Source organism: Rhodanobacter lycopersici, from assembly GCF_040812335.1.
GTDB classification, from domain to species: Bacteria; Pseudomonadota; Gammaproteobacteria; order Xanthomonadales; family Rhodanobacteraceae; genus Rhodanobacter_A; species Rhodanobacter_A lycopersici.
Map to the genome: position 1 here is coordinate 327045 of NZ_JBFOHK010000004.1, position 24547 is coordinate 351591.

Sequence of the window (24547 nt, forward strand, 5' to 3'; positions counted from 1 at the left end):
GCAAGCTGTGCGTCCCGAGTTGCCCACCGAGGAAACCCGAACCGCATGCGCATCCTGCTGGCCGAAGACGACCCCTCCATCGCCGAAGGCATCTGCGCGTCGCTGCGCCACAGCAATCACGCGGTCGACCACGTGGCCAGCGGCCAGCTGGCCGATGCCGCGCTGCGCGACCACGACTACGATCTGCTGGTGCTGGACCTGGGCCTGCCGCAGCTGGACGGCAGCGAGGTGCTGCGCCGGCTGCGCGCCCGCGGCGCCAGCGCTCCGGTGCTGGTGGTGACCGCGCGCGACGGCCTGGACGAGCGCATCCGCGTGCTCGACCTGGGCGCCGACGACTATCTGGTGAAGCCGTTCGCGCTCTCCGAATTCGAGGCGCGGGTGCGCGCCCTGCTGCGCCGGGCCAGCAGCCAGGGCGTACCCGAACTCCGGCTCGGCCGGCTGCGGCTGGACCTGCCCGGTCACCGCGCCTGGCTGGACGAGGATCCGCTGGAGCTCACCGCACGCGAGTTCGGCCTGCTGGAGGCGCTGGCGCTGCGCGCCGACCGCGTCACCAGCCGTGCCCAGCTGATCGAGGCGCTGTGCAGCTGGGACGAGGAGCTGACCGACAACGGCCTGGACATCGCGATCCACCGCCTGCGCCGCAAGCTCGAGGGCAGCGGCACCGGCGTACGCACGATCCGCGGCCTGGGCTACCTCCTGGAGGAAGCTGTCGAGGACGGCAACCACGCATGAGCCACGCCCCCGCCCGCCGCCCCAGCCTGCGCCGCCGCCTGCTGGGTTTCCTGCTGATCCCGGTGGCGATCCTGCTGGTGCTGGACATCCTGCTCACCTACGGCGTGGCGCTGGGCTACTCCAACCACGTGCACGACCGCGACCTCGGCAACGACGCGCTGACGCTCGCCAAGATGATGGGCAACGAGCAACTGGGCGGCGAGCTGACCCCGCAGGCGCGTTTCCTGCTGCAGTACGACCCCAACGGCGACAGCTACTTCAGCGTGGTCAGCCGCAAGTACGGCCTGCTGGCCGGCAACGGCCACCTGCCGCAGCCGGCGCAGGTACCGTCCGTGGGCGCAGCGCCCGAACTGTTCGACACCCGCATGGACAAGCGCCCGCTGCGCGCGGTCACGCTGAGCGAGGCATCCATCAGCCGCCCCGGCGACACCCTGATCATCACCGTGGCCGAGACCCTGCACGACCGCCACGTGCAGGCGCGCAGCATCCTGCTGCTGGCCATCCTCACCCAGGCGCTGCTGATCGTCTGCGTGCTGTCGCTGGTGTGGTTCGGCGTCACCCACGGCCTGCGCGTGCTCGACCCGCTGACCCGGCGGCTGGCGCGGCGCAACCAGGAGCTGACCCCGATCGGCGGCCCGGACGTGCCGCAGGAGATCCTGCCGCTGACCCGCACCATCGACGCGCTGTTCGCCCGCCTGCGCGGCATGCTGGCGCTGCACGACCGCTTCATCGCCGACGCCGCGCACCAGCTGCGCACGCCGCTGACAGGCCTCAGCCTGCACGTGGAGCGTGCGCTGGCCGACCCCGACCCGGCGAACGTGCGCGATGCGCTCACCCATATCCGCCGGCTCACCCAGCGCGCCGCGCGCACCACCGCGCAGCTGCTGGCGCTGACCCGCGCGCAGGCACCGTCGACCGACACGGTCGAGCACGTGCCGCTGGAGCTCACCCGGCTGATCCCCGAAGCGGTGATGCAGCGCGTGCACGAAGCGCTGGCGGCCGGCGTGGACCTCGGCTACCAGGGGCCTGAGCAGACGCTAAGCATCGACGGCCATGCTGCCAGCCTGCACGACCTGCTGGACAACCTTATCGACAACAGCATCCGCTATGCCGGCCGCGGCAGCACGGTCACCGTGAGCCTGCAGGCGCGGCCCGATGGTGGCGCCAACCTCATGGTCGAAGACAACGGCCCGGGCGTGCCGCCCGAAATGCTGCCACGGCTCAGCGAACGTTTCTTCCGCGCACCGGGAACCAGCGAGGAAGGCAGCGGCCTGGGACTGGCGATCGTGCAGCGCACCGCCGAACGCCACCACGCCGAGGTGATCTACCAGCTCGGCGAGGAGCAGGGCCTGTGCGTGGAGGTGCGGTTCCCGCCGCCGCGAGTCCGCAATAGCCCGGTTCCACATCCCGAAACACCACTGGCGCGCTGACAGCCGCGGCACCCGGCCTGTATCCTTAAGCGGATGCGCACGGTCGTTATCCGCGCCCCACCATCCACCGCTCCCCTGACCTGACCGTGGCCCTGATCCCCATCGACAACGCCGGCCCCCGTGCTGGCCTCGCAACACGCGGTGACCGGCATGGCTGAGACCAGCCCCAGGCCGTTCCGCCGCTGGCGCACGACCCTGCTCGGCGCAGCCGTCGCCCTCGCCGGCTGCTCGGTGGCGATGCCGAAGCTGGAGCCACCGATCCCGGCGCAGTGGCAACACGCACTGGCAGCCCAGGCTGCCGCACCCACCGACCTGCACGGCTGGTGGCACGCGTTCGACGATCCCGCCCTGAACGCCTTGGTCGACGAGGCGCTGGCGCACAACCTCGACGTGGCGCAGGCAGTCGAGCGGGTACTCGCCGCACGCGTGATGCAACGGCATTCCGGTGCACCCTACCTGCCTTACCTCAAGATCAACACCGACCAGGTGATCGATCCCGACGCGAGCGCCTCCTACCTGGTGGCCGGCTTCGACGCCAGCTGGGAATTCGGCCTGTTCGGCCGCGCGCAGGGCACCCGGCGCGAAGCGCAGAGTCAGCTGGATGCCGGCATGGCCGACCTGCAGGCGGCGCGGGTGACGCTGGTGGCCGAAGTCGTGCGCAACTGGATCGAATTGCGCACCGCCCAGCAACAGGAAACCCTGCTGCAGCAGATCAATGACCTGCGCAGCCACCAGCTCGACCTGCTGAAGATTCGCCAGCACCTGCAACTGGCGCCAGCCGGCACGGTGGACCAGGCCGCCGCCGCCGTCGCGCAGGCCCAGGCAGCGCTCGCCGCGCCGCGCCAGGCCATCAACGAAGCAACGCAACGGCTGGCCGTGCTGGTGGGCCAGAACCACCCCGACCCTGCCTGGTTGCAGGCCGGACCGCAACCGCAACTCGGCGCGTGGCAACTGCCCGGCACCCCGGTCGACCTGCTGCGCACGCGCCCCGAGATCGCCCGCGCCGAGGCCGATGTGCTGCGTGCCGCGGGCGAGCTGGGCGTGGCGCATGCCGACCGCTTTCCCCAGATCGGCCTCGACGCCTCGATGGTCTGGGCCACCGACCTCAACAACAACCGCAAGCATACCGTGGACAACGGCCTGGTCTCGGTCGGCCCGATGTTCAACATGCCGCTGTTCGACTGGGGCCTGCGCAAGGCCAACGAACACGCCAAGTCGCACGAGCTGAGGGCCGCCGTGCTGGCCTACCGCCAGGCCGTGCTGCAGGGCGTCTCCGAGGTGGAGACCGCACTGGGCACGCTGCAGCAGCAACAGCAGCGCGAACAGCACAACCTGGAAGCCTGGCAGGCGCTGCAACGGGTCGACGACACGCTGCAGACCCGCGTGAGGCTGAAGCTGGAAAGTCCGCTGGCACTGGCCGACGGCAAGCTCGCCGCCGACCAGGCCGCGATCGAACTGGCCGATGCGCGCGCCAGCCACAGCCTGGCCTACGTGGCGCTGTTCAAGGCCCTCGGCGGCGCACCGCTGCCGGCGGACGAGGCGCCCGGCGCGAAGTCCGGCAAGTCCGCCGAGGCAACCCACTGATGGTGGCCCTGGCGCGCAAGACCCTGGTCTACGAATGGCGGCGCTTCCTGCCTGCCATGCTCGCCGTGGGTTTCGCCGGCCTGCTGCAGCTGCTGCAGCTGGCGCTGGTGCTGGGCATCTTCGGCGCCACCAGCGTCTACATCACCGGCTCGTCCGCCGACGTGTGGGTCGGCTTCCCCGGCACGCAGAGCGTGGGCTCGGGCCGCTCCATCGACGTCAATGTGGAGTCGCGGATCCTGATGGATCCTGCGGTGACGCGCGTCGAGCCTTACGAGTGGATCGACGGCGACTGGCGCGGCACGGGTGATACCGGCGGCGTGTCGGTGTTCGTCTCGGGCATCGATCCCGCCGCCGACGGCCTGATGTTCTCCAGGGTGCTGCCGCCCGCGTTGCGTGCACGGCTCGCCGAACCGGATGCGGTGATCGTGGATCGCGCCGATCTCGACAAGCTCGGCGTGACGCTGGGCCGCACCGCCACCATCAACGGCCAGCTCGTGCGGGTGGTCGGCGTGAGCAGCGGCCTGCGCGGGCTGGGCGGCATCAACGTGATCGCCTCGCTGGACACCGCGCGCCGGCTCGACACCGACGATGCCGACAACGGCCCCACCTACCTCGTCGCCAAGCTGCGCGATCCCGCGCAGGCCGACGCGGTCGCGGCACGCTTGCGCGGCAGCAGCGCATTCGGCCCCTACACCACGTGGAGCGCCACCGACTTCGCCCACATCTCCGTGCTCTACTGGCTGTTCGACACCGGCGCGGGCGCGGGTGTGCTGTTCCTCGCCGGCATCGTCTTCCTGGTCGGCGCGGTGATCACCAGCCAGACCCTGGTCGGCGCCGTGCAAGGCTCGGTGCGCGAATACGCCACGCTCAACGCGCTGGGCGTGGGCGTGGGCGCGCTGCGCAAGGTGGTGCTGGAACAGGCGTTCTGGGTGGGCGCGCTGGGCCTCGTCGGCGCCACCGTGCTGGGTGTGCTGCTGCTGCTCGCGGCGCGCGCCGAAGACGTGCCGGTCACGCTCGGTCCGCTGGCCGCGCTCGCCTGCATCGCGCTGGTGATGGGCCAGGCCGCGGTGTCGGGCATGGCGGCGATGCGCAGCATGCGCCGCATCGATCCGGCGACCCTGCTGCGATGAGCGCCATGACGCCCCCCGTCGTCGCCACGCCACGCAGGCCGGTGCTGCAAGCCGACAAGGTGTGCAAATCCTTTGCCTCCGGCAAGCTGCACACGCAGGTGCTGAACGGCCTGTCGCTCAGCATCGACCCGGGCGAACTCACCCTGATCTCCGGCCCTTCCGGCTGCGGCAAGAGCACCTTGCTGGCCATCCTCAGCGGCCTGCAGAAGGTGGACAGCGGCCGCGTGCACGCCCTGGGCAGCGAGCTGGGCCAGCTCGACCTGCGCGCACTCGAGCATTTCCGCCTGCAGCACACCGGCTTCGTGTTCCAGGGCTTCAACCTGTTTCCCGCGCTCACCGCGCTGGAACAGGTGGAGCTGCCGCTCAACCACATGGGCCTGTCCAAGCAGGAGGCCCGCGCCCGCGCCCACCAGTCGCTGGAGGAAGTGGGCCTGTCCCACCGCATCAAGCTGCGCCCCTCGGAACTCTCCGGCGGCGAGAAGCAGCGCGTGGCGATCGCCCGGGCGCTGGCCAAGGAGCCGGAACTGCTGTTCGCCGACGAACCCACCAGCGCGCTGGACGCCGCCAACGGCCAGACCATCATCGACATCCTGCACACCATCGCCCGCACCCACGGCACCACCGTGCTGTGCGTGAGCCACGATCCGCGCCTGGTCGCCCACGCCGACCGCGTGCTGGCGATGGAAGACGGCCGCATCCTCAGCGATCGGCGCCCTGACGCCGAAGCCCCCAAGGAAACCTCGCCATGACGCCGACTGCCTCCTGTCCGTCTTCGCGTGCGCGCCTCGCGGCGCTGCTACGGCCCACCGGATTCGCGTTGGCCGCCACGCTGCTGCTCGCCGCCTGCTCGAAGCCCGCGGAACCGGCCGCCATCAGCAACGCGGCCGAATCCAGCTACGTCGCGGTGGCGCGCGGCCGGGTCGACATCGAGGGTGGCCTGCTCGCGCTGGCGATGCCGCGCGAGGGCGTGCTGACCAGCGTCGCCGCGCACGAGGGCGAAACGGTGAAGCAGGGCCAGGTGCTGGCCGCGCTGGACACCCGCCCCGCCCAGCTGGCGGTGGATGCCGCCCAGGCGCAACTGGAGCAGGCACGGGCTCAACTCAGGCTGCTCGACATCAAGCAGGCCGCCGCCAAGTTGCGCGCGCAACGGCTCACTGCCGCCGCCACCGCCGGCGCGGGCGACGGCCAGAGCGCCGACGATGCACGCGAGGCCAGCAACCAGCTCGGCGCCGAGCACGATGCCGACCAGGCTGCAGTGGACATGGCCGCCCAGAAACTGGCCGAGGCGAAGTACGAACTGGTGCAGCGCAGCCTGCGCGCGCCGTTCGATGCGGTGGTGGTGCACGTGACGGCCCAGCCTGGCGCCAGCGTGTCGCCTTCCTCCGGCCCGCTGTTCACCCTGCTGCCGAACAAGCCGCGCATCGTGCGCGCCGAGCTCAACGAGAGCTTCGTGGGCGCAGTGCGCCCCGGCATGCGCGCCGAGGTGGTCGCCAACGACGACGCCGAGAACGGCCACTGGAGCGCCCGCGTGCTGCGCGTAGGCCAGGTCTACGGCCCGGCCACGCTGGAGAACGATCCGCAGATCCGTGCCAATGCACGCACGGTGGAATGCGTGCTGGCCTTCGACCAGCCCGAGCAGCAGTTGCGCATCGGGCAACGGGTGATCGTGCGGTTCCTGCCCGACGGCAGGCGCTGATTCGCGCCGCCCACCACCCACGCCCAACCCCTCTCCCGCTTGCGGGAGAGGGGGCTTTGGCTTCTGCCTGTTGGCAAGATTCAAAGCGGATAGCCCCCAGCACGCGCACAGCCGAAAGACTGAAGAAACCGCCTCCTGCGAAGCTGCAAGCCTGAAAAGCCGCCGATGCGGCTCGCTTCGTCTTGGGTGTCGCGCGTGATCCAGCAAACCGATTTCTTCTTCGAAGGTGGCCGCAGCGGCGTGCTGCTGATCCATGGCCTCACCGGCACGCCAATGGAGATGAAGTTGCTGGGCAAGGGGCTGAACCGCGCCGGCTATACCGTGCACGGCATGCAGCTCGCCGGCCACTGCGGCAACGCCGACGACCTGCTCGCCACCGGCTGGCGCGACTGGTACGCCAGCGTGGAGCAGGCCGCCGATGCGCTGCGCGAGAAGGTGGACCACCTGTTCGTGGGCGGCCTGTCGATGGGCGCCCTGCTCTCGCTCAAGCTCGCCGCCGACCGTCCCGGGCAGATCGCGGGCGTGGGCGTGTACGGCGCCACCTTCCGCTACGACGGCTGGAGCATCCCCCGGCTGGCGCGCATGTCCTTCATGCTGCCGCTGCTGAAGAAGCTCGGCATCGGCCGCCACCGCAGCTTCATGGAGCAGCCGCCCTACGGCATCCGCGACGAGCGCCTGCGCGCGCAAGTCAGCGCGGCGATGCTGGGCGGCGACAGCGCCGCCGCCGGGCTGCCGGGCAACCCGTGGTATTCACTGGCCGAGATGTACGAACTGTCGGCCACCGTGCGCCGCCAGCTCTCGCAGGTCACCGCGCCCTGCCTGGTGGCGCATGCCAGCGAGGATGACGTGGCCAGCGTGAAGAATGCCGAGCTGGTGATGCGCGAGGTCAGCGCGCCGGTCGAGCTGCTGCTGCTGGACGACAGCTATCACATGATCACCATCGACAAGGAACGCCGCACCCTGATCGAGCGTTCCGCCGCGTTCTTCGACCGCGTCGCCGCGGCCGACATCTGCCAGCGCGTTGCCGCCTGATATGCCCACCGGCTCGATCTCGCCGCTGGTGGCCTTGCTTTGGGTGCTGAACGTGGTACTTGACACCGGTGGCCAGCTCGCCTTCAAGGCTGCCGCCGGCGATCCCGCGGCCGGCGACGGATTGGCGCGCTGGCTGTACATGGCGCGGCGGCCATGGATCTGGCTGGGCATCGCCAGCTACGTGATCGAATTCCTGATCTGGATCGCCTTCCTCTCGCTGCTTCCCCTCTCCGAGGCGATCCTGCTCGGCTCGATCAATATCGTGGCGATCATGGTGGCCGGGCGCTTCCTGTTCGGCGAGAAGCTCACCCGCCTGCGCGTGGCCGGCATCCTGCTCGTGGCGTTGGGCGTAGTGATTGTCGGAGTGGGCGGATGAAGCGCAGCTGGTTCTACGTGATTGGTTTCCTGATCCTGGTGATGTTCGACTCGGTGGGCGCGATCAGTTTCAAGTACGCCGGCATGCACGCGCTGCCGCTGGAGGCCAATGTGGCGTGGCTGCTGCGCCTGTTCGGCAAGCCTTGGGTGTACGGCGCCGTGGTCGGCTACATCGGCGCCTTCTTCACCTGGATGACCCTGCTCAAGCACGCCCCCATCGGCCCCGCCTTCGCCGCCTCGCACCTGGAAGTGGTGTCGGTGATGCTGCTGTCGATCTGGCTGTTCAACGAGCCGCTCAGGCTGCCGCACGTGCTGGGCGCCATCGCCATCGTCGCCGGCATCGTCTGCCTCGGCTTCGCCGAGAGCCGCGAGCACGAGCCGGAGGCCGATGGCGACCCGGCGCAGGCCTGAAGCCGCCACGACGCCGCGCGCATGCTGCCCCGCCGCCGCCACGAACTGCCGCCCACCGCCGGCCTGCCGCTCAGGCTGGCCGATCTGCGCCCCGGCCCGGCCACGCTGGCCGCCGACATCGCCGCGCAGCTGGACACGCCGGCGCTCGAGCTCACCTGCTCCGGCACCGCCGCGCTGCTGATCGCGCTCGCCGCGCTGCGCGAACTGAAGCCTTCGCGCAAGCGCGTGGTGATGCCCGCCTACACCTGCCCGCTGGTGCCACTGGCCGTGCACCAGGCCGGACTGGAACCCGTGCTCTGCGATCTCAGGCCCGGCCACTACGACATGGAGCCGCACGCGCTGCGCGCCGCCTGCGACGAGCAGACCCTGGCGATCCTGCCCACCCATCTCGCCGGTCGCATTGCCGACGTGGACGACACACTGGCCGTGGCCAACAACGTGGGCGCCTTCGTGATCGAGGATGCCGCCCAGGCGCTGGGAGCGCGACGCGACGGCAGCAGCGTGGGCCTCGCCGGCGACATCGGTTTCTTCAGCCTCGCCGCGGGCAAGGGGCTTTCCATCTACGAAGGCGGCCTGCTCGCCGCGCGCGATCCCGAGCTGCGCGAACGGCTGGCGCGCACCGCCGCGCGCATCGCGCCGCCCAGCCCGGGTTGGGAATGGCGTCGCAGCGCGGAGCTGCTGGGCTACGCCGCGCTGTATCGCCCCGGCGGCCTGCGTCTCGCCTATGGCAATCCGCTGCGCCACGCACTGCGCGACGGCGACCCGGTCGCCGCGGTAGGCGACGATTTCTCCCTGCCGCTGCCCCTGCATGCGGTGGGCCGCTGGCGCCAGGCCGTGGGCGCGCACGCCGCCCGCCGCCTGCCCGCCTTCATCGAGCAATGCACCGCACGCGCCCGACGCCACCTGCCGCGCCTGCGTGCGATTCCCGGCGTCAACGTGCTGGACGATCCCGCCGGCACGCACGGCACCTGGCCGTTCTTCTTCCTCCTGTTGCGCGACCAGCGACGGCGCGACGCCGCGCTGGAACAGCTCTGGCAAGCCGGCTACGGCGTCAGCCGCCTGTTCATCCACGCCCTGCCCGACTACGCCTACCTGGACGGCATCGTGCCGGCCAGCGATGTGCCGAACGCCCGCGACTTCGCCGCGCGCAGCCTCAGCATCGGCAACAGCGGGTGGCTTGCGGACGCGGACATGGCGACGATTTGCGACGTGCTGGAAACCGTGCTTCGCCGCTGTTGATCCCGTAAGAGCGGCTTCAGCCGCGACCATCGCACTGCCCAAACCTGAAAATCGCGGCTGAAGCCGCTCCTACGCGGCGGCCTTGATGGCTTCCAGCAACTTGAGGTTCAAGGCATGCTGCTGCGCCTGCCAGCCGGCGAGCTGGGCGGTGTCGATCTCGGGCTGCTCGTCCATCGCGGAGAGCTTGCGCTTCCACCACGTGCTGTAGCGGTAGTGCGAGACCTCGCCGTTGATGTCGCTGCCCGCCAGGCCCTGGCGCAGGCTGCCGATCAGGGCCAGTGCGTGGGTGAGCTGCAGGCGCCCCTGGTCCCAGTTGGTGTGCGCGACTTCAGGCGCGAACGCGTCCTTGTCGATGGTGAGGTAGGTCGGCAGCGCCTGCGTGCGCTGTTGCTCGACGAAGGCGTCGACCAGCGCGTCAGGCGTGTCGAAGCCGCGGAACGCGCGGGCGATGCCCAGCCGGCGCGACCAGCCGGTGTCCACGCCCATGCTCCAGTAACTGAGCTTGCCGCGCAGCAGCGGGGCCAGGTAGTTCTCCCAGGCATGGCCTGCGCCGATGTCGTGCGAGGTGATGCCGAGCACATGCACATGCTCGACGAAGGACAACGCGGCCACGCGGCGCACCCAGGAACCACAGTGCACGCCGAACGGGAAGCGCATGTTGTCGGGATGGTTGTCCAGCACCACCACCTGGATCGGCGTGGCAGGCTTGAGCCGTGCGATCAGCGGCCAGCTGAGGTGGTGGAAATCGCCCGAGCCGGTGAACACGGTGCCGTGGTGCGCGGGCAAGCGTTCGTCCAGCAACGTGCTGAAACGGCGCATGGTGGCCAGCGAGCAGCCGAAGCGGATCGCTTCCTGCCACTCGGCCAGCGGCAGCACGAGGCCGTCCGGCAACTGCCCCACCGAACCGTCGATGTCGAGCACCACGGGGGATTGCACCTGGACGTTCATGCGCACCTCGCAACAAGACTGCGCGCATAGCCCCTCACCCGCCGGGAGAGGGGCTGGGGTGAGGGTTCGGCAACACCGCAGCGCCGCGCTTCGAACGTACCCTCTCCCGCCTGTCGGCATCCTCTCCCGGAGGGAGAGGGATTCATTGGCTGACGCCGAGGCAAGAAATGAATCCCATGCGGTGATGTGATGGCGACAAGGAAATCACGCATGGTCTTTCTCCGCAGACTCCTGCCAGCTGCGGTCGCTCTCGAAATGCCCGCCCAGCTTGCGCAGCAGCGCACGCAGCAGCGGGTTGCGCGCATACACCGCGTGGCGGGTGAAGGTCATGCTGGCGCCGAGGAAGGATTTCACCTCGGGATCGGTCCAGCCGGCCACGTAGTGCGTCAGGCCACGCTCGCGCGCGTAGCCGAGATTGTGCATCCAGCTCACGAAATAGAGGTTGTGGTCGCGCGCCTCGGGGTAGGCGAAGCCGATGTACTTGTCGACCAGCTTGCCGCCGTGTTCGTAGCAGAGGTTCCAGCCGATCAGCTTGCCCGCGTGGCGGTAGACGAACACCACGCCCCCGCTGTCGGCATCCTGCAGCAAGAGCCGGAAGTAGTCGGCACTGAGGCGGTCGAAGTGGATCTCGCTCTGCGCGTACACATTGTCGAACAGCGCGTAGTACGCGGCGAGCACGGCCTCGTCGCGGAAGCGCGCGTCGCCGGTGCGCACGACCTCGATGTCGAGCTTCGCCCGCGAGCGCAGCTTGCGGCGGATGTTCTTCCGGCGGCTGTAGCTGAGCCGGGCCAGGTAGTCGTCGTCCGAGTCGAAGTCGATAGTCACGTAGGCCAGCGCCTGGCCTTCCAGCAACACGAAGCCCTCCGCCTCGCAGGCCGCGGCGAAGGCACGCGCGTGGACGTTCTCGGCGTCGCCGAGCAGCGGCGAGTCCTGCGCGATGTCCTTCACGATCAGCAACCGGCACTCGTTCCCCCAAGCGGCCTTCAGCCCCTGCGCCAGGGCGGCGGGCGCCACCCCGGCGGGCAGCGGTGCGTACTCTGACACGGTGGTGCCGGCGAAGCGGGTGCGCCAGGTGAGCAGGCGGCGCCAGTGGCGCGACAGCGGCCACGCGGCCACGCGGCGGCGCAGCACGTCGTCGGCCGTGGTCAGCAGGTCGAATGGCGCCACGAAGCCCGGCATGCCTTGTGGAGAGCGCTCCACGGTGAAGCCGATCGGTGGCTCGACCATGAATGCCGCCAGCAGGGCATCCGGTTCCAGTTGCGAAATGAAAGGCATGAGTAAGCGAGTTTGCCTAGACTGTATGGGGCATAGCCGAGCCGGGTCGTCCGGCACGGACTTGCCTATTGTCGCCTGCCACCAAGGATCCCGTCATGACCGGAACGACCCAGCAGCAAGTGTTCGAGTTCATCGCCAAGCAGGCCAAGGTCGACGTGGCGAACGTCAAGCCCGAGTCCACGCTGAAAGATCTGGGCATCGCCTCGCTGGAAGCCATCGAGCTGATCTTCGACATCGAGGAGCACTTCGACATCCACTTCCCCGAGCAGCAGGGCGCCAATTTCGACAGCGACACCGCGCAGAGCCTGGTCGATGCCGTGCAGAAGGCACTGGACGAGAAGGCCGCCGCCGGCGAAGGCGACAAGTAATGCCCACCGTCGAGACACGCCGGGTCGTCATCACCGGCATGGGTGCGATCAGCCCGCTGGGCGTGGGGGCCAGGGCGCTGTGGCAGGGCCTGCGCGAGGGACGCAGCGCGATCGGCCCGCTGCGCCACCGGGACAGCGACACGCTGCGCGTGAAGATCGCCGCCCAGGTACCGGAAAGCTTCGACCCGGCCACCGGCATCGACGAGCGCACCCTGCCCCTGCTCGACCGCACCTCGGAATTCGCCCTGCACGCGGCGCGCGAGGCGATCGCACATTCGGGCATCGACTTCGCCCGCGACGGCCTCGGCCAGCGCACCGCGGTGGTGGTCGGTACCGGCGTGGGCGGCGAGACCACCCAGGACGAGCAGAGCCGCCGCATCTACGCCGAGAAGGCCAGCCGCACCCACCCGCTCACCATCGTGCGGCTGATGACCAACGCCTCGGCCAGCCAGATCAGCATCGCCTACGGCCTGCGCGGCCCCACCTACGCGGTGGCCAGCGCCTGCGCCTCGGCCAACCACGCGATCATCCAGGCGGCGCAGATGATCCGCTACGGCATGACCGACGTGGCCGTCACCGGCGGCACCGAGGCCTGCCTCAGCTTCGGCGCGCTGCGCGCGTGGGAAGCGATGCGCGTGCTGTCCGACGACACCTGCCGCCCGTTCAGTGTGAATCGACGCGGGCTGGTGCTGGGCGAAGGCGCCGGCATCTTCGTGCTGGAATCGCTGGAACATGCACGGGCGCGCGGCGCCACCATCCTGGCCGAACTCGCCGGCTCCGGCATGAGCGCCGACGCCAGCGACATCGTGATGCCCAGCGCCGAGGGCGCCGCTTCCGCGATGAGCCACGCGCTCGCCGAGGCCGGGCTGAATCCCGAGGACGTGGACTACATCAACGCCCACGGCACCGGCACCCAGGCCAACGACGTCACCGAGACCCGTGCGATCCGGCTCGCCTTCGGCGAGCATGCCGACAAGCTTGCGGTGTCGTCCACCAAGTCCATGCACGGCCATGCGTTGGGTGCTTCCGGTGCGCTGGAACTGGTGGCCGCGATCGGCGCGCTGCGTGACGGCGTGGTGCCGCCCACCGCAAACCTCGACCAGGTCGATCCGGCCTGCGACCTGGACTACGTGCCGAATGTGGCGCGCGAAACGCCGGTGCGCGCGGTGCTCAGCAACTCGTTCGCGTTTGGGGGACTCAACGCCGTGTTGGCGTTGAAGCGGGCGCCGTAATCACACCCTCCGTTCGCGCTGAGCGTAGCTTGCGACAGCAAGCAAAGTCGAAGCGACAGGCTGCGGCGCACCAGACATATTCAAAGCAGAGCTTCGCGTCGGCAGGCGATCGAAACCACCTTACGGACTGGCGGCAGCCCTTCGACTTCGGCCCTTCGGGCCTACGCTCAGGGCGAACGGATCAACAACACTCGCCTACCAAATGACGCAAACAAAAGGCCCGGCGGTTTCCCGCCGGGCCTTTTGTTTGTGCCGGGCGACGGGCGATCAGCCCTTCTTGGCCTTGGTCAGCAGCTGATCCAGCAGCGAGATCGCCAGATCGATCTCCTCGTGCGTGATGTCCAGCGACGGCGCGAAGGTGATCACGTTCTTGTACCAGCCGCCCACGTCGAGCACGAGGCCGATCTTCTTGCCGTTGTGCTCGAGGTCGCCGGCGAGGCCAATGTCGACCATCCTGTCGAGCAGCGCCTTGTTCGGCGTGAAGCCGTCGTCGGTGCAGATCTCGGCGCGCAGCGCGAGGCCGAGGCCGTCGACGTCGCCGATTTCCTTGTGCTTCTTCTGCAGCTCGCGCAGGCCTTCGAGGAAGTGCGCGCCCTTCTTCGGCACGGTGGTCTCGTAGTCCAGCTCGTAGCCCATCTTGATCACTTCCAGGCCCAGCGAGGTGCCCAGCGGGTTGGAGTTGAATGTCGAATGGGTCGAGCCCGGCGGGAACACGGTCGGGTTGATCAGCTCCTCGCGCGCCCACAGGCCGGACAGCGGGTTCAGGCCGTTGGTCAGCGCCTTGCCGAACACCACGATGTCCGGCGTCACGCCGAAGTTCTCGATCGACCACAGCTTGCCGGTGCGCCAGAAGCCCATCTGGATCTCGTCGGAGACCATCAGGATGCCGTACTTGTCCAGCACCTTCTTCAGGCCTTTGAAGAAATCCATCGGCGGCAGCACGTAGCCGCCGGTGCCCTGGATCGGCTCGACGTAGAACGCAGCGTATTCGCACTGGTTGGTCTTGGGATCCCACACGCCGTTGTATTCGGTTTCGAACAGGCGCTCGAACTGGCGCACGCAGCTGTCGGAATACTCTTCCGGCGTCATGCCCTTCGGGCGGCGGAACGGATACGGGAACGGCAGGAACATCGCGCGCTCGCCGAAGTGGCCGAAGCGGCGGCGGTAACGGTAGCTGGAGGTGATCGAGGACGCGCCCAGCGTGCGGCCGTGGTAGCCGCCCTCGAAGGCGAACATCAGGCTTTTGCCGTTGCAGGCATTGCGCACGATCTTCAGCGAATCCTCGATCGCCTGCGCGCCGCCCACGTTGAAATGCACGCGGCCGTCGAGGCCGAACTTCTTCTTCGCATCCAGCGCGATGGTCTTGGCCAGCTCGATGCGGGTCTGGTGCAGGTACTGGCTGGCGACCTGCGGCAGCACGTCGATCTGCTTCTTCAGCGCGTCGTTGAGGCGCTTGTTGCCGTAGCCGAAGTTGACTGCCGAGTACCACATCTGCAGGTCGAGGAAGCGCGTGCCGGCGGTGTCGATCATCCAGCTGCCTTCGCCGTGGCGGAAGATCTTCGGCGGGTCCACGTAATGCACGGTGTCGCCGAAGGAGCTGTACTTGGCCTCGTCGGCGAGCAGTTGCGCGTCGTCGATGAAACCGACGGCGTTCTTGTCGATGGTCATGGTCGGGTTCCGGGGAACGGTCTTGTGGGATGCAACAAGCAGCAAGGCGGCCGATCAGGCCGCTGCTGCTTCGTGATAGCGCGCGTGGTGCACCAGGGTGCCGTCGAGCAGGCGCGGCAGGTATTCCAGCGCGTCCTCGAAGCCGGTGATCGGCATGTAGGGGATGCCGGCGGCGCGGCAGTGCTCGATCAGGCGATGCTTGGCGAACACGAAGTCCACGCGGTCGGCCGCGCAGAAGTCCGAGGCGCCGTCGCCGATCAGCAGGGTCCTGGCACCCGTGGTGCGGGCCTGCGCCACGCAGGCGCATTTGCAGGTGCCGCTGCGGCAACCCTCGGCCTGGAACGGCGAGGTGAGCTGCCACTGCTTCAGCGGCGTGGCGGGCGAAAGATGGTTCGCGGCCAGCGGCAGGTCGTCCAGGCCATAGCGGCCGAGGATCTGGTGGATCGCGTAGTCGAGGCCGTCGCTGACGATACGGATCGGCACATGGAGTTCGCGCGCCTTGGCCACGAAACCCGGGAAGGCGTGGTCGATCCACAGCTCGCGCAGGTGCTCGTCCAGCTCGGCGCGGGTCATCTGCAGCAGCTCGACCTGGCCGGCCATGCACTCGCGCGAGCCGATGCGACCGGCGCGCCAGTCCTGCTCCAGCACTTCCCAGCCCGCGCGGCCGAAGCGGTCGAGCAGCGAGTCGATCACGTCTTCGACGGAAATGGTGCCGTCGAAATCACACAGGATGGTCCAGCCGGAAACGGGCATCAGTGGCGCACTCACAGCAGTCATGGGTGGCACGGTAGGCAAGCTGCCTTTCGGCGCCCTTTCCCCCTGCCCGCGAATCCGGCCATGCCGCCCGATCGGGTCTGCCGCATCCCGCTGCAGCAGGCATGCCGGGGCTTTCGTCGGGCCATTCGGCCGGCAGTCAGCAGCCAAACCGTGGCTGAGCGGCTGCATGGCCTCCGGCGACTGGGCGCGCGGACACCCGTTAAGCTGTCCGATTGCCTGCCTTGCCCGCCCATGCCCGCCGCCTATTCGCGCCTGCTGTTCGCCCTGTTGTGCCTGTCATTGCCGTTCTGTGCCGCGGCCGATAGCGACGACACGCCGACGCTGGCGGCAGGTGCCGGCGTGCAGCGCATGCCCAGCTGGGCCGGGGCGCGCACGCAGCGCAGCGATCCGATCCCGTTCTTGGACATCGAGCTGCCGCAGTACGGCTTCAGCCTGTCCACCGAGGACGGCCTGCAGTGGGACCTGATCCGCGACACGCATCTGCACGGCGGCGTCTACGGCGACTTCCAGTGGGGCCGCGACCACGACGATCTCGGTGCGCTGGCCGGCAAGCTGCCCGCGCTGGGGCCGCGCGCCACCGGCGGCGGTTATCTGGAATGGGACTTCAACCCGCAATTCGACACCGGCGTGCATCTCAGCCACGACGTCAACGGTGCGGGCGCCTACCTGGAGTTCTACGCGGAATGGGACCCGCCCAAGCTCGGCCTGCTGGAGCAGTCGTTGCAGCTGCGCTGGCAATCGATGAACGACGCGGCGATGCAGCGCTTCTTCGGCATCACGACTGCCTCGGCGCAGGCGCTGGACGTGCCGGCCTGGCACCCGGAGGGCGGCAGCCAACTCGCCACGCTGGAGTACGACCTGTTCATGCCCACCAGCAAGCACACCGGCCTGGCTGCATCGCTGGAATACGGCTACCTGCTCGGCAACGCCGCCGCCAGCCCGCTGGTGCGCCGGTACGGTTCGCGCAACCAGCTCACCGAGTCACTGGCTTTCGTCTACCACTTCTGACGCCCGCCGCGGCAACAGCAACACGACCGCCAGCAGCGCCAGATGCGCCCCGATGGAAAGGGCGGCACTGGCAGACGCATCGTGCACCGTCACCGGCAACAGCAGCGCCTGCAGACCATTGCCAAGATTCCAGCCCCAGTGCAGGCCCAATGCCGCCCACAGGCTGCCGCTGCGCCACAAGGCCGCCGCATAAGGCAAGCCGAAAACGAACAGCAGCAGCCACTCGAGTGGCCCGTCGCCCAGGCGATAGATGTGGTTGAACACGAAGATCGCCGCGGAGACGAGTACGAACACCACACCGCCGCACCAGCGGATGCCTGCGGCGCGGTACCAGAAGCCGCGGGTGAGGATGTCCTCGGCCAGCGACGGCACGAAGGTGGACAGCAGCAACATGGGCAGCGCGGCCGCCAAGGCGGCCAGCCCCACGTGGGCCGCATCCGGATCGTCGGTATACGCGCCCAGTTGCAGCCCCGTCGACACCGCGGCGAATTTCGCCAGCACCGCCAGCAGGAGGCCAGCCGGCAACCAGCGCCGCCAGCCGGCGCCGGCCAAGGCGTAGGCCGCGTACCCCCGGTAACCCAGCCAGCGCGACAATGGCCAGGCCAGCAGCACGCTGGCCACCATCAGGCCATCGCGTATTGGCAGACTGTGCAACCAGCGCGCCCCCACGCCCTCGGCGGACTGGTACGACAACCAGAGCACCAGGAAAACCAGCACCAACCGCCATCGATGACTCACGCGATCCCCATGGTCTGCCACGACGAGTCGGGCAGTGTCCGCTCAACGGTCGTCGCGTGTCCAGATCGCGCCATCTTCCTCGCGCACCGGAAAACAGGTCACCGGCTCCACCGCGGGTGGCTGAGTCACCGCGCCGCTGCGCAGGTCGAAGCGCGCGCCGTGGCGCGGGCATTCCACCTCGAAGCCGAACACTTCGCCGCCGGCGAGGTCACCACCATCGTGGGTGCAGACGTCCTCGATCGCGTAAAGGTCGCCATCGATGTTGTACACCGCGATCGGCGTGTCGCCGTCGAACACCACCTTGAACTCGCCCGGCAGCATTTCGCTGCGCGTACCCACCCGCACCCAGCCCTCGCCAGCGAGGTTCACGCGAGTTCCTTGCGCAGCACTTCGAAGCGCAGGTCGCCGCGACGCGGGATACCGAAACGCTCGTCGCCGTAGGGGAATGGCTGGAACTCGCCAGTGCGGCGGTAGCCTCGGCGCTCATAGAAGGCAATCAACTCTGCACGCTGCACGATTGTCGTCATATGCATCGTGCGGCAACCCCACGTGTCACGCACGATGCGCTCGGCCTCAGCCATTACGGCCTTGCCTAACCCGCTGCCTTGCTGCAAGGGATCGACTGCGAATAAACCGAAGTAGCCGGAATCGCCCTGCCGCTCGATGTGGCAACAAGCCAACAGCGCACCATCGCGCTCGGCCAGCAGCACCGCACTGTACGGCTGATCCAATCGGGCCAAAACATCGGCGGCATCGGTGCGCTGGCCATCCAGCAGGTCGGATTCGGTGGTCCAGCCACGGCGGCCGGAATCGCCGCGATAGGCGGATTCGACCAGGGCCACGATGGCGGGGACGTCGGCCACGACGGCCGGGCGGAAATTGGTAGGAGTGGGTTCGAACATGCGCGCATGTTAGGGCCTGTCACCGACGCTGGCGACTGGGCCATCGTCGCCTGCATGCGCACGCGCATCCATGACCTTCGTCAAGGTGGCCGACGACGCGCTCAACTGCGGCGGCACATGCCCGCGTTCGCCAAGGCGTTCCAGCGCAAGAAGGCTGCGCTTGATGATCTTCAAGCCGATTGCGGCATGTAGTCGGCGAGGCACGACCAACCGGAAATGCCACACGCCGGACGGGTGGCGGATGAGGTGATGAGCAAGGCGCATACGGTTGGAAGTTGACCAACCGGATTGACCAAGTTCCGTTTTCTCAGCCCACAAAAAAGCCCTGAAAAATCAGGGCTCTCGTGTATCTGGCGGAGAGAGAGGGACGTGATCTCCCCGTTACCCCGCTTGGCCTGCCAGCCCACATACCGTGGATTGAGTTGTGGAGCGATCATGGTAGGGCACTAGGGGAAACGTCAACATCGGCATCTGGGATGCTCGGTGGCAAAATGGACAGGGCCCTACCCCGACCGTATGGACTGAACAACATGGGCAACCACTTCGTGCCGCAGCTCTATTTGCAAGGCTTCACCCAAGACGGAAAACTTTGGGCTCACGATAAAAATACGAAAAAATCTTTCCAGACCCAGCCGAAATCTGTGGCCAACGAGACAGGTATGTACCCCGATGAATTGGAGTCATACTTCACGGAGAAGATTGAGCAACCAGCCCATGATGCAATCGAACGAATCCGTTCAAACAGCTCATTATCAAGCTCTGACAAGCTAGCCCTAGCTAACTATCTAGCCGCCCTTTGGAAGCGTGGCCCAGCTGGTCGCAGCAGGTCGGCCGAAAGATTGCCCGCCGTAGCTTCAACCGTTGAAAAGAATCTACATAAGCAAATCGACGACCTAGTTTCTATCGAGCCACATTTAAATGACTTGGCAGAAGAAAAGAAGGAATTGATTAGCAATATCATAAAGAAAAACGCAGAAAGTAATTCAAAAAATATTTGGCATAACAGTCTGTCGTCTGAATCGACACCAAAAATTATCAATGCTCTATTATCTATGAATTGGCAATTCCTCACTTCCAAGGAACTAATTTACCTTACATCGGACAACCCTCTATTCTTCTTTGCCCACGAAGGAATAGGCCCCATAACGGCAGAAGTCACCATCCCGTTTTCCTCATCCATTGCGCTCTGGATGAACAGAAGCCCGAAGCCCAAACCACTATATTCCACAGCAACCACCGCGTTCGTCAGGGAGGTCAACCGGCGCACCGCATACAATGCCACCAGATTCACATTTTCATCTATTAACGAAGCATGGATATCAAATCTATCCTTCAAAAATCATCACTCGCTAAACCGAATTTCATGGTAAAGGAACGGCAGTCAACCACTCATGGAAAAGTTAATATGAATGATGTCTTCCCAACTGTGGAGCCAGCATCAGATAAGATATATCGCCTAACCGAAGCCGTTGCCAGCCTGGTTCCCGCAGGCACTACGTTGCTTCAATCGATAGTCACGCCTCCAATTCAAAAGCGTTTAGAAAAATGGATAAACAAAGTCGAAGAACGCTTACTATTTCTACATCAGACAAATCGCATCGATCTTGAAGAACTATCGAAACGCGAAGATTTTTCGGCAATAATATTGCGAATAATTCACATTGCAGCCGCAACTAGCCAAAAAGAGCAGCTCGAATATCTGCAAAATTTCGCCTTAAATGTTGCATTAAAGCCTGACATAGCCGAAGACGAGTTGTATATCATTCTTGACATAATAAGCAGCTACACGCCTTCGCACGTTAAGGTATTGAAGTTCTATCACGACCCAAAACCTTACTTCACTCGCATTGCCGAGATTCGCAAATACCCGAAAAGTGAACAGTTCGTACAAGGACAGGAGCTAGCTCACGCATTCGAACAAGGAACACCTTACTACTGGCAGAACGTCTTTTACCTCGTAGCCAGTAAGAATGTGATAACCAATCACAAAACACTTCTCAACGAAGCATCCCCTGACATCTATGTAAATGGCAGAGGAACAGAAATAGGCAGTCGTGTCATCGCAATGTTGGAAGATCCTGATAGAGCTAGCTGAAGTTCTGCTAGCACCGCTTCCCATTGAACCAGCTCCTTGTTGTACATTGAGCCCGCAGCATGCGCATTCCAACAAGCATCCGTCACCCAGCTAAGGATCACCATGGCTATCAACCTCGATGCCCTTTCCCCCGCCGAACTCCAAGCTCTCATCAAGAGCGCCGAAGCCCAGATGGGTGCTGCTCGCAAGACTCATATCCATGAAGTTCGCGCCAAGATGGATGCACTCCTTGCAAGCTCTGGCCTGACCTTGGATGAGGTCTACCCGAGGCGTGGGGGTAAGGGTGGGAAGAGCCCGAAGGCTGCCGTGGCTCCGAAGTACCGCAACCCCGACAACGCGGCTCAGACCTGGTCTGGTCGTGGCAAGCGTCCATTGTGGTTCGTTGAAGCCTTGAAGAAGCGTGGTGTGACGGCTGAAAGCCTGCTCATCCAGGGCGCCAAGGCTGCTTCGGCTAAGAAGGTTGCCAAGAAAGCTCCAGCTAAGAAGAAAGCTGTCGCCAAGAAGTAAGGTTGGCTGTGGATGAGTGATGAGAAGCCTCGTAGGCATGCCTGCGGGGCTTTTTCATGTCTGTGGCGAGGGCATTCAGTTCGATGTGCGCGATACAACCCATTCAATGATAGAAATCGAGCACGTCTCGTCAGGTTGAGGGTGATTTACTTGCCCTGCGCCACCAAACCAGACCGACAGGACAACACCTATGCACACGCTACACGCTCCCGAGATTCTCGACTCGCTTAGTCATGCCAGACACCAGCACGCTCATCATATAGACGTAGGCCAAGGCGATATGCGGCGCCGGCAACAGCTGAGTGGCCTTTTGAGCGCGTGTGTACTTCCAAATGAGGTCGAGCGTGGGCGTGAATATCCATATGTGTCCTCCATGACGTCTTAGTGTTTCTGATCAGGTCAATCCATATGACCTGCAATACAGAAAAGCAGAATATCTAGATCTGTCAAGAATGGAGAACCCAATAAAAGCAAACCGCGAAGAGGGTTGGCTTAAATTCTTTTGCGTTTTGATCTTGACTTTACGCGACGTGTTGGCACAACACATAGACGCGCTCTAAACAAAGTGGTGAGTATATGAATATCGTAAAAACAAACCAAGTCACATCATCGACGCCACTTCTAATAGCAATGGCATCTTCTTCAATGCTTATAATTTTGTCCATCTATTTATTATTTTTTTCCAAATAAACATCACCACCAATACCAAATCTTACATACTTCCGTCGGATCTATTAAAAGACATTTAAGGTTATATCCGGTAAAAGAAAATGCGTATCCAACTATCAAAATCTCTATAAAAATTATTAAAGTAAAATGAGCATCATATCCCATGCCAATGAAGCCACGCCTCCTATATGACACATAAATCAACGTCACCAACATTAGGGCGCTCAGGAAAAGAAGTCCCATAACTATTGGAAGCGGATGCTCCGCATGTTTATCTAAAAAGCAACATGCCGATGCAACCCCAAGAATTACTGAAGCTGTTATTATAATGCCTTTAAATTTATCAAAAAATACTGGCAAAAATGCCACTATCGCAGAGGCGCAAGCAAGGACAATGGAAGCATAATCAAGAGCCACATCTCTACTATAACTAATGATACATCCCGCCAAAGTGGCGAACAGAAAAACCAAAGCCGCCGCAAGAATCCAAACAATGATCTTATTAGTAAAAATTGATGTTAAAGCGCTATCGCTTGCGTTCATACGATTCACCTCAGTTGGTTTTGAAGCGTCCTCGTTTTTCCGAGTCAGCCGGAAGTAGAGGTGGTGGATGATGCCATGGCGTATGCGACGGGCGAGAGTCCGCCGAGTGCGCGATGGGGTCGTTGGTGGTTGTAGCGATGGCGCCAGTCCTCGGTCATGCGGCGGACCTCGTGCAGGCTGGTGAAGACGTAGCGATCCAGGACCTCGGTTCGGAATGTCCGGTTGAAGCGTTCGATGTAGGCGTTCTGAGTCGGCTTGCCCAGCTGGATATGCAGCAGCTCGACACCGTGCCGCTGGGCCCACTGCCGCAGCGCGGCGCTGATGAACTCCGGACCGTTGTCCAGGCGCAGGCGTTGGGGTGCGCCACGCAGCTCCACCAGCTCGTCCAAGGCTCGGATGACGCGTTGCGACGGCAGACTCGTATCGATCTCGATCCGCAGCGATTCGCGGTTGAAATCGTCGTTGACGTTGAAGGTGCGGAAGCGCCGCCCCGACCACAGGGCATCGGCCATGAAGTCGGCCGACCAGGTGTGGTTGGCTTGGTCGGGAATCGCCAAGGGCTCGCGGATGCGATCCGGCAGGCGTCGCTTGCCCCGGCGCGGTAGGTTGAGCCTCATGGCCACGTAGACTCGCCAACTGCGGGTCTTGCCGAAACCGCGTGGCTGCAGTGCCTGGTCGAACAGCAGGCCAAAACCATGGCCGGGGTTGTCCTTCAGGTGAACCTCGATCGCCTCGACCAGTGCCGTGTCGTCCCGCCGGTGTGGGACGTAGTGCCGCGCCGAGCGCGACAAGCCCAGCGTGCGGTCGGCGCGCCGTGCACTCAGGCCGTGATCGGTTTGCATCGCCAGACTCAGCTCCAGTCGCCGCGTCTGGCTCAGCCTTTTCGCGACAGGACGTCCTTCAGCGCGTGGTGTTCCAGTGCCAAGTCGGCATACATGCGCTTGAGCCGGGCCAGCTCGCCCTCGACGTCCTTCAGGTGTCGCAACTGTGACACCTCCATGCCCGCGTACTTGTTCTTCCAGACGTAGTACGTCGGCTCGCTGATGCCGTGCTTGCGACACGTCTCGGCCACCTTCGCACCGGCCTCGACCTCCTTGAGAATCCGGACGATCTGTTCCTCGCTGAACTTCGACTTCTTCATGCAGAGCTCCTACGGTAGGGGAACTCTACTTCCAACTGGCTCGAATCAACGAGGACGCTTCAGGTTTTTACTCGTCACTGACCTAAAGCTTGGCCCATCTGACATTAAGGATTGAATCCGTACTTGATGCTTGTATAAACAGTATAATTTGCCTATTTTTACGATTGATCTATTATCAAACCACCATTTAATGATAGATAGCATGCCATATCTGGATACAAAACTGTGACACTTGATGTCATTAGAAACATGTAAGTACAAAATAAATGTACGTGGCAAAATAGTGATTTATCAGGCTTCACAAATCTATTTTTAAGCACACATTTTTGAGAGATTGAACCATCTTGTTGAATGCGACCAGTTATTTCTGGGAACATCATAGATTTATTATTATCATCAAGATACAAAAAAATTCCATCTTTTAAGCTAAGTATCAAGTTATGACGATGCCTAATAGCAATGTCGCTGGAATACATGCCCCCAACTTCATTGACTAAATTGTCGATATTAAAATCAAGCTTTTCGCATATCAAAAACGATGGAATTTGATCATAAGCATAATTTAATGGATCAAAATAACCATCTCTTTCTCTACGTATGATGGTGGCTGATTGTATTTCTTCGCGTAGCATTTTTATCTTTGCCAACTTGTTAATGGCATCGATAAAATCTACTCTAGACATCACTGACTTAACTTCTCCCAGTCCGCAGACTGTTTCTACAGGGAAAAATCTCTGCCGCTCACCAGACTCAATAAGGGGCGTGCTTTTAGCATCAAAAGCAATGATATCGCACTGTGTACTCACGCCACCTTTTGACGTAATTACGAATCCATTACTAATGTCTATACGACCAGGAATAAAAAACCTTAAAAAGTCTCTTACTATAGCCTCTCTAAAAGTACCAAACTCCCCTGCATGCCGGAGACGTTTGGTTGATCCATCAAAAAATAAGCTTCTTGAATTTTCATTATATTGACGAACAAATGAATTTATCTTCTCTTCCAGTAAAGCCTCAAATACCTGATTAACCATCACTCGCCCCCTA

27 protein-coding genes are annotated in these 24547 nt (G+C 64.0%); 16 read left to right on the forward strand and 11 right to left on the reverse strand.

Annotated features, from left to right (window positions below):
- The first annotated feature begins 45 nt into the window (after positions 1-45).
- From ABQJ54_RS15395 to ABQJ54_RS15440, 10 genes are all read left to right on the forward strand, one after another.
- The gene (locus tag ABQJ54_RS15395) at positions 46-732 is read left to right on the forward strand and encodes a response regulator (protein WP_367855196.1); all 687 of its coding nucleotides are present in this window, start codon (positions 46-48) and stop codon (positions 730-732) included.
- Positions 729-2162: a sensor histidine kinase gene (locus ABQJ54_RS15400; RefSeq protein WP_367855197.1), complete on the forward strand. Its 1434-nt coding sequence runs from the start codon at positions 729-731 to the stop codon at positions 2160-2162. The genes ABQJ54_RS15395 and ABQJ54_RS15400 overlap by 4 nt, the downstream gene beginning before the upstream one ends.
- Before the next feature lie 150 nt (positions 2163-2312).
- Positions 2313-3746, forward strand: coding sequence for an efflux transporter outer membrane subunit (locus ABQJ54_RS15405; RefSeq protein WP_367855198.1), 1434 nt, complete (start codon positions 2313-2315; stop codon positions 3744-3746).
- Positions 3746-4876, forward strand: coding sequence for an ABC transporter permease (locus ABQJ54_RS15410; RefSeq protein ID WP_367855199.1), 1131 nt, complete (start codon positions 3746-3748; stop codon positions 4874-4876). The genes ABQJ54_RS15405 and ABQJ54_RS15410 overlap by 1 nt, the downstream gene beginning before the upstream one ends.
- Positions 4877-4881: 5 nt before the next feature.
- The gene (locus tag ABQJ54_RS15415) at positions 4882-5625 is read left to right on the forward strand and encodes an ABC transporter ATP-binding protein (protein ID WP_367855200.1); all 744 of its coding nucleotides are present in this window, start codon (positions 4882-4884) and stop codon (positions 5623-5625) included.
- The gene (locus ABQJ54_RS15420) at positions 5622-6572 is read left to right on the forward strand and encodes an efflux RND transporter periplasmic adaptor subunit (RefSeq protein ID WP_367855201.1); all 951 of its coding nucleotides are present in this window, start codon (positions 5622-5624) and stop codon (positions 6570-6572) included. Before ABQJ54_RS15415 ends, ABQJ54_RS15420 begins: the two co-directional genes overlap by 4 nt.
- A 195-nt stretch (positions 6573-6767) precedes the next feature.
- Positions 6768-7604, forward strand: a complete 837-nt coding sequence (locus ABQJ54_RS15425; RefSeq protein ID WP_367855202.1) for an alpha/beta hydrolase — start codon at positions 6768-6770, stop codon at positions 7602-7604.
- Position 7605: 1 nt separating this feature from the next.
- Entirely contained in the window at positions 7606-7980 is a 375-nt protein-coding gene (locus ABQJ54_RS15430; protein ID WP_367855203.1) for an EamA family transporter, read from the forward strand.
- Positions 7977-8390 (forward strand): DMT family transporter, encoded by a 414-nt coding sequence (locus ABQJ54_RS15435; protein ID WP_367855204.1) that lies wholly within the window; start codon positions 7977-7979, stop codon positions 8388-8390. Before ABQJ54_RS15430 ends, ABQJ54_RS15435 begins: the two co-directional genes overlap by 4 nt.
- Positions 8391-8411: 21 nt before the next feature.
- Positions 8412-9629 (forward strand): DegT/DnrJ/EryC1/StrS family aminotransferase, encoded by a 1218-nt coding sequence (locus tag ABQJ54_RS15440; RefSeq protein ID WP_367855205.1) that lies wholly within the window; start codon positions 8412-8414, stop codon positions 9627-9629.
- A gap of 69 nt (positions 9630-9698) precedes the next feature.
- On the opposite strand, the gene ABQJ54_RS15445 is transcribed toward ABQJ54_RS15440, so the two are convergent.
- Both ABQJ54_RS15445 and ABQJ54_RS15450 read right to left on the reverse strand, forming a co-directional pair.
- Entirely contained in the window at positions 9699-10577 is an 879-nt protein-coding gene (locus ABQJ54_RS15445) for a hypothetical protein (protein ID WP_367855206.1), read from the reverse strand.
- Positions 10578-10781: 204 nt separating this feature from the next.
- Positions 10782-11852, reverse strand: a complete 1071-nt coding sequence (locus ABQJ54_RS15450) for a GNAT family N-acetyltransferase (RefSeq protein ID WP_367855207.1) — start codon at positions 11850-11852, stop codon at positions 10782-10784.
- Positions 11853-11947: 95 nt separating this feature from the next.
- On the opposite strand from ABQJ54_RS15450, the gene ABQJ54_RS15455 reads away from it, so the two are divergent.
- Together ABQJ54_RS15455 and ABQJ54_RS15460 are read left to right on the forward strand one after the other, a co-directional pair.
- Positions 11948-12220, forward strand: coding sequence for an acyl carrier protein (locus ABQJ54_RS15455; protein ID WP_367855208.1), 273 nt, complete (start codon positions 11948-11950; stop codon positions 12218-12220).
- Positions 12220-13452, forward strand: coding sequence for a beta-ketoacyl-[acyl-carrier-protein] synthase family protein (locus ABQJ54_RS15460; protein ID WP_367855209.1), 1233 nt, complete (start codon positions 12220-12222; stop codon positions 13450-13452). The genes ABQJ54_RS15455 and ABQJ54_RS15460 overlap by 1 nt, the downstream gene beginning before the upstream one ends.
- Positions 13453-13719: 267 nt before the next feature.
- On the opposite strand, the gene ABQJ54_RS15465 is transcribed toward ABQJ54_RS15460, so the two are convergent.
- Together ABQJ54_RS15465 and ABQJ54_RS15470 are read right to left on the reverse strand one after the other, a co-directional pair.
- Complete coding sequence (locus ABQJ54_RS15465; RefSeq protein WP_367855210.1) at positions 13720-15120, reverse strand: aspartate aminotransferase family protein; 1401 nt, start codon at positions 15118-15120, stop codon at positions 13720-13722.
- A 54-nt stretch (positions 15121-15174) separates the two neighbouring features.
- Positions 15175-15873, reverse strand: coding sequence for an MtnX-like HAD-IB family phosphatase (locus tag ABQJ54_RS15470; protein WP_367855361.1), 699 nt, complete (start codon positions 15871-15873; stop codon positions 15175-15177).
- A 255-nt stretch (positions 15874-16128) separates the two neighbouring features.
- Between ABQJ54_RS15470 and ABQJ54_RS15475 the strand changes: the two genes are divergently transcribed.
- A complete protein-coding gene (locus ABQJ54_RS15475; protein WP_367855211.1) occupies positions 16129-16905 on the forward strand; it encodes a MipA/OmpV family protein in 777 nt (258 codons plus the stop codon).
- Here ABQJ54_RS15475 and ABQJ54_RS15480 read toward each other — a convergent pair.
- From ABQJ54_RS15480 to ABQJ54_RS19150, 4 genes are read right to left on the reverse strand one after another with little or no spacing between them, the layout of a single operon-like run.
- A complete protein-coding gene (locus tag ABQJ54_RS15480; RefSeq protein WP_367855212.1) occupies positions 16879-17643 on the reverse strand; it encodes a CPBP family intramembrane glutamic endopeptidase in 765 nt (254 codons plus the stop codon). The two genes, ABQJ54_RS15475 and ABQJ54_RS15480, sit on opposite strands and share 27 nt — an antisense overlap.
- Positions 17644-17685: 42 nt before the next feature.
- Complete coding sequence (locus ABQJ54_RS15485; protein ID WP_367855213.1) at positions 17686-18012, reverse strand: non-heme iron oxygenase ferredoxin subunit; 327 nt, start codon at positions 18010-18012, stop codon at positions 17686-17688.
- Positions 18009-18545, reverse strand: coding sequence for a GNAT family N-acetyltransferase (locus ABQJ54_RS15490; protein WP_367855214.1), 537 nt, complete (start codon positions 18543-18545; stop codon positions 18009-18011). Before ABQJ54_RS15490 ends, ABQJ54_RS15485 begins: the two co-directional genes overlap by 4 nt.
- Before the next feature lie 9 nt (positions 18546-18554).
- On the reverse strand, positions 18555-18719 hold the full coding sequence (locus ABQJ54_RS19150; RefSeq protein WP_437343365.1) for a hypothetical protein: 165 nt from the start codon (positions 18717-18719) through the stop codon (positions 18555-18557).
- A gap of 356 nt (positions 18720-19075) precedes the next feature.
- Here ABQJ54_RS19150 and ABQJ54_RS15500 point away from each other — a divergent pair, with 356 nt between their 5' ends.
- The 3 genes from ABQJ54_RS15500 (at position 19076) to ABQJ54_RS15510 (ending at position 21147) form a co-directional block, all read left to right on the forward strand.
- Positions 19076-19915, forward strand: a complete 840-nt coding sequence (locus ABQJ54_RS15500; RefSeq protein WP_367855216.1) for a DUF4238 domain-containing protein — start codon at positions 19076-19078, stop codon at positions 19913-19915.
- A gap of 35 nt (positions 19916-19950) precedes the next feature.
- Entirely contained in the window at positions 19951-20640 is a 690-nt protein-coding gene (locus ABQJ54_RS15505; protein ID WP_367855217.1) for a hypothetical protein, read from the forward strand.
- A 102-nt stretch (positions 20641-20742) separates the two neighbouring features.
- Positions 20743-21147: an H-NS histone family protein gene (locus ABQJ54_RS15510; RefSeq protein WP_367855218.1), complete on the forward strand. Its 405-nt coding sequence runs from the start codon at positions 20743-20745 to the stop codon at positions 21145-21147.
- Positions 21148-21840: 693 nt separating this feature from the next.
- Here the strand turns inward: ABQJ54_RS15510 and ABQJ54_RS15515 are convergent.
- From ABQJ54_RS15515 to ABQJ54_RS15525, 3 genes are all read right to left on the reverse strand, one after another.
- A complete protein-coding gene (locus tag ABQJ54_RS15515) occupies positions 21841-22359 on the reverse strand; it encodes a hypothetical protein (protein WP_367855219.1) in 519 nt (172 codons plus the stop codon).
- A gap of 44 nt (positions 22360-22403) precedes the next feature.
- Positions 22404-23500 (reverse strand): IS3 family transposase gene (locus tag ABQJ54_RS15520; protein WP_367855220.1). Its coding sequence is split into 2 segments (ribosomal slippage): positions 22404-23239 and positions 23239-23500, totalling 1098 coding nucleotides; the frame shifts between segments, so codons are not numbered across the junction.
- A 158-nt stretch (positions 23501-23658) separates the two neighbouring features.
- Positions 23659-24534: a DUF6602 domain-containing protein gene (locus tag ABQJ54_RS15525; protein WP_367855221.1), complete on the reverse strand. Its 876-nt coding sequence runs from the start codon at positions 24532-24534 to the stop codon at positions 23659-23661.
- Positions 24535-24547: the final 13 nt, after the last annotated feature.